The sequence below is a fragment of the Klenkia sp. PcliD-1-E genome, assembly GCF_024124375.1.
Taxonomy (GTDB): Bacteria; Actinomycetota; Actinomycetes; order Mycobacteriales; family Geodermatophilaceae; genus Klenkia.
Map to the genome: position 1 here is coordinate 1 of NZ_JAMXRZ010000212.1, position 3186 is coordinate 3186.

Below are 3186 nucleotides of genomic sequence, written 5' to 3' on the forward strand. Positions count from 1 at the left end.
ACGGACGACCCCGCCAGACCCTCGGATGGAGAACCCCCGCAGAAGCCCTCAACGACCTACTCTCAGCCCCTCAACCAACCGGTGATGCAACGACCGGTTGAACCCACCCTCCCTGATCAACGCTGCGGGAGGGCAGTCGGGTCAGGCGATGGCGAGGGTGGTCTCGTTCAGGCCGACCTCGGCGGAGAGCACCCGCTCCGCGCGGCCGACCGGGGCCAGCGAGCGCAGCTTCCACTCACCCGGGGCGGCGAAGAACCGGAACTCGCCCTCGGGGGAGGTCACCACCTCGGCGGTGAACTCGTCGGTGGCGTCCAGCAGCCGCACGTAGGCGCCGGCGACCGGCGACCCGTCGTGCCAGACCGAGCCCTGGATGACCGTCTGGGTGGACAGGTCGATCCCGGCCAGCGCACCGCCCTGCTTGGGGGCCCCGCACACGGTCAGGCGCCCTTGGCGATCGGGACGCCGACCAGCGAGCCGTACTCGGTCCAACTGCCGTCGTAGTTCTTCACGTCGGCGTGCCCGAGCAGCTCGTGCAGCACGAACCAGGTGTGCGAGGACCGCTCGCCGATGCGGCAGTAGGCGATGGTGGCCTTGCCGTCGTCCAGGCCGGCGCCGGCGTAGAGCGCGGCCAGCTCCTCGTCGCTCCTGAAGGTGCCGTCCTCGTTCGCGGCCTTGCTCCACGGCACGTTGACCGCCGAGGGGATGTGGCCGGGGCGCTGCGCGCCCTCCTGCGGCAGGTGCGCGGGGGCGACCAGCTTGCCGGCGAACTCGTCGGGGCTGCGCACGTCGACCAGGTTCTTGCTGTCGATGGCGGCCACGACCTCGTCGCGGAAGGCGCGGATCGAGGTGTCGGGATCCTTGGCCGTGTACTGCGTGGCCGGGCGGGTCACCTCGGCGTCGGAGAGCGGGCGGCTGTCCAGCTCCCACTTCTTGCGGCCGCCGTCGACGAGCTTGACCGCGTCGTGGCCGTAGAGCTTGAAGTACCAGTAGGCGTAGGCGGCGAACCAGTTGTTGTTGCCGCCGTAGAGCACGACGGTGTCGTCGTTGGCGATGCCCTTGCTGCTGAGCAGGGCCTCGAACTGCTCCTTGTCCACGAAGTCGCGGCGCAGCGGGTCCTGGAGGTCGGTCTTCCAGTCCAGCTTGACCGCACCCTCGAGGTGCCCCTTGTCGTAGGCGCTGGTGTCCTCGTCGACCTCGACGAAGACCAGCCCGGCGTCGCCCAGGTGCTCCTGGGCCCAGTCGGCGCTGACGAGCACGTCGCTGCGGCTCATGTGTTCTCTCCTCCTGCGGTGGGGGTCAGTGCGAACGGGCGGGGCGGGCCCGCCGGACGATCAGGTAGAGCTCGCAGCCGAGGCAGAAGCCCACGGCTGCGTTGAGCAGGGCGGCCACGAGGGCCAGCCCGGTCGCGACGGCGCCCACGACCGGCGCGCCGGTCAGGTAGCCGAGGGTGCCCACGAGGGCGAAGGCGAACCCGACGAGCTGGGCGAAGCGCGGCGGCGCCTCGTCCTCGCGCTCGCGGACCGGCCCCAGCCGGGGGGCGACGAGGGTGCGGAACAGCACGCCGTAGGGGGCGTACCGCAGACCGGCGAACGCGCCGACGGCGAAGACGACGGCCTGCGCGGCCAGCAGCCAGCCGCTGCCGGTGAGCAGCACGACGGCGAGGACGACCGTGGTGATCCAGGCGCCGGTGCGCGGGCCACGGACGTCGACCTGACGGGTGGGTGTCACGGGGTGGGGGCCTTCCGAGGAGCGGGTGAGGGCTCGTCGAGGCGGGTCGTCAGCCTCGGGTGGAGACGCGACACAGGCAGCTGCCCAGGCGGCACAGGTCGACTGTGCGTCGCTGAGTCAGCAGGGTGCCCACGGCGGGGAGGGTAACAACACCCATCACACGCGCCCCTGCGCCGGGGCGTGCGCGGCCACCAGCGCCGACAGCTCCTCGGGCCGGGGTGCGCCGCTGCTGCGGCCGAGCAGGGCCCCGCTGCGGTCGAGGTAGAACAGCGTCGGCGTGCGCCGGACGTCCAGCGCCCGCACGGCGTCGAGCTCGCTCTCGGCGTCCACGTGGACGGCGGCCAGGCCGGGGTGGCGGGTCTGCAGCTGGGTCAGCCGGGCCTTGGTGGCGCGGCAGGGGGCGCAGAACGCGGTGGCGAACTGCACCACGGTCAGGTCGGCGTCCTCGGGCCGGACACCGAGGCCGCGCAGCACGTCCACCTCGTGCACGTCCGCTCCTCCCGTCGTCCGGACCGCCCCGCTGCGGGTGCGCAGCCACCAGGCGGCCACCGCCGCCGCGGCGAGGGCGGCCAGGAGCACGATCACACCGGTCACGTCCACGCCAGCCACCAACACCACCGGCCCGGTGGGGATTCCCTACTGCAGGACGACGTCGTCGGCGCCGGCGGTGACGTCGACGCCGGTGCCGGTGACCTGCAGCCCGGTGAGCTGCAGGCCGAAGGGCAGCGCGGGCAGCGGGTACCGGAAGTCGAGCAGGTCCTGGGCGGCGTCGAGCAGGAACTGCGGGACGTCGATGCCTGCCCCCGAGGCGCTGTCCACCGTGACGACCAGGTCCTGCCCGTCGAGGGCGACGGTGCCCGCGGCGGTGAGCGGCACGGTCTGGCCGAGCACCTCGACGGTCTTGGTGATCCGCAGCCCGTCGCCCTCGCGGGTCAGCGTGGTGTCCCCGCCCAGCTGCGCCGCCAGCAGGTCGAAGGGCACCGAGGCCCGCGCGTCGACGCGGTCCACCGGGAGCCGGGACACGCGGCCGCCGACGACGTCGGAAAGCGGCAGCCGCACGCCCTGCAGGGACACCTCCGCCGAGGTGCCGGCGGGTTGGCCGAGCTCGTCGGCGGTCAGCGAGATGCGCACGTCGTCGTAGCGGCCGGCGACGGCCTGGGTCAGGAACGGGAAGCCGGTGATGTCGACCGAGGGCTCCCCGGCCAGCCCGGCCTGCTGCTGCACCTGCGCGGCCACCTGGTCCTCGGCGACCAGCACGCCGACCCGGTCGGCCGCGACCAGCAGCACGACGAGCACCCCGAGGGTGATCAGCAGGCCCTTCACAGGCTGGTCTGCAGGGCGAGGAACCAGGCCACCGGGGCGGCCGCGGCGACGGGCAGCACCGCCTGCACGGCGGGCAGCGCCCACCCGCGCTGCGGCCGGTCGACCGCGGCGAAGGACGCCCCGACCGCGACGAGC

5 protein-coding genes are annotated in these 3186 nt (G+C 73.4%); all 5 read right to left on the reverse strand.

Annotated features, from left to right (window positions below):
* Positions 1-141: 141 nt before the first annotated feature.
* A complete protein-coding gene (locus NH342_RS22460) occupies positions 142-435 on the reverse strand; it encodes a DUF1416 domain-containing protein (RefSeq protein ID WP_253018512.1) in 294 nt (97 codons plus the stop codon).
* Positions 436-437: 2 nt separating this feature from the next.
* A complete protein-coding gene (locus NH342_RS22465; protein WP_253018514.1) occupies positions 438-1271 on the reverse strand; it encodes a sulfurtransferase in 834 nt (277 codons plus the stop codon).
* Between the two features lie 25 nt (positions 1272-1296).
* Positions 1297-1728, reverse strand: a complete 432-nt coding sequence (locus tag NH342_RS22470) for a DUF4395 domain-containing protein (protein WP_253018516.1) — start codon at positions 1726-1728, stop codon at positions 1297-1299.
* 156 nt (positions 1729-1884) lie between these two features.
* Positions 1885-2328, reverse strand: a complete 444-nt coding sequence (locus NH342_RS22475) for a thioredoxin family protein (protein WP_253018518.1) — start codon at positions 2326-2328, stop codon at positions 1885-1887.
* 36 nt (positions 2329-2364) lie between these two features.
* A complete protein-coding gene (locus NH342_RS22480) occupies positions 2365-3051 on the reverse strand; it encodes a DUF2993 domain-containing protein (protein WP_253018520.1) in 687 nt (228 codons plus the stop codon).
* Positions 3052-3186: the final 135 nt, after the last annotated feature.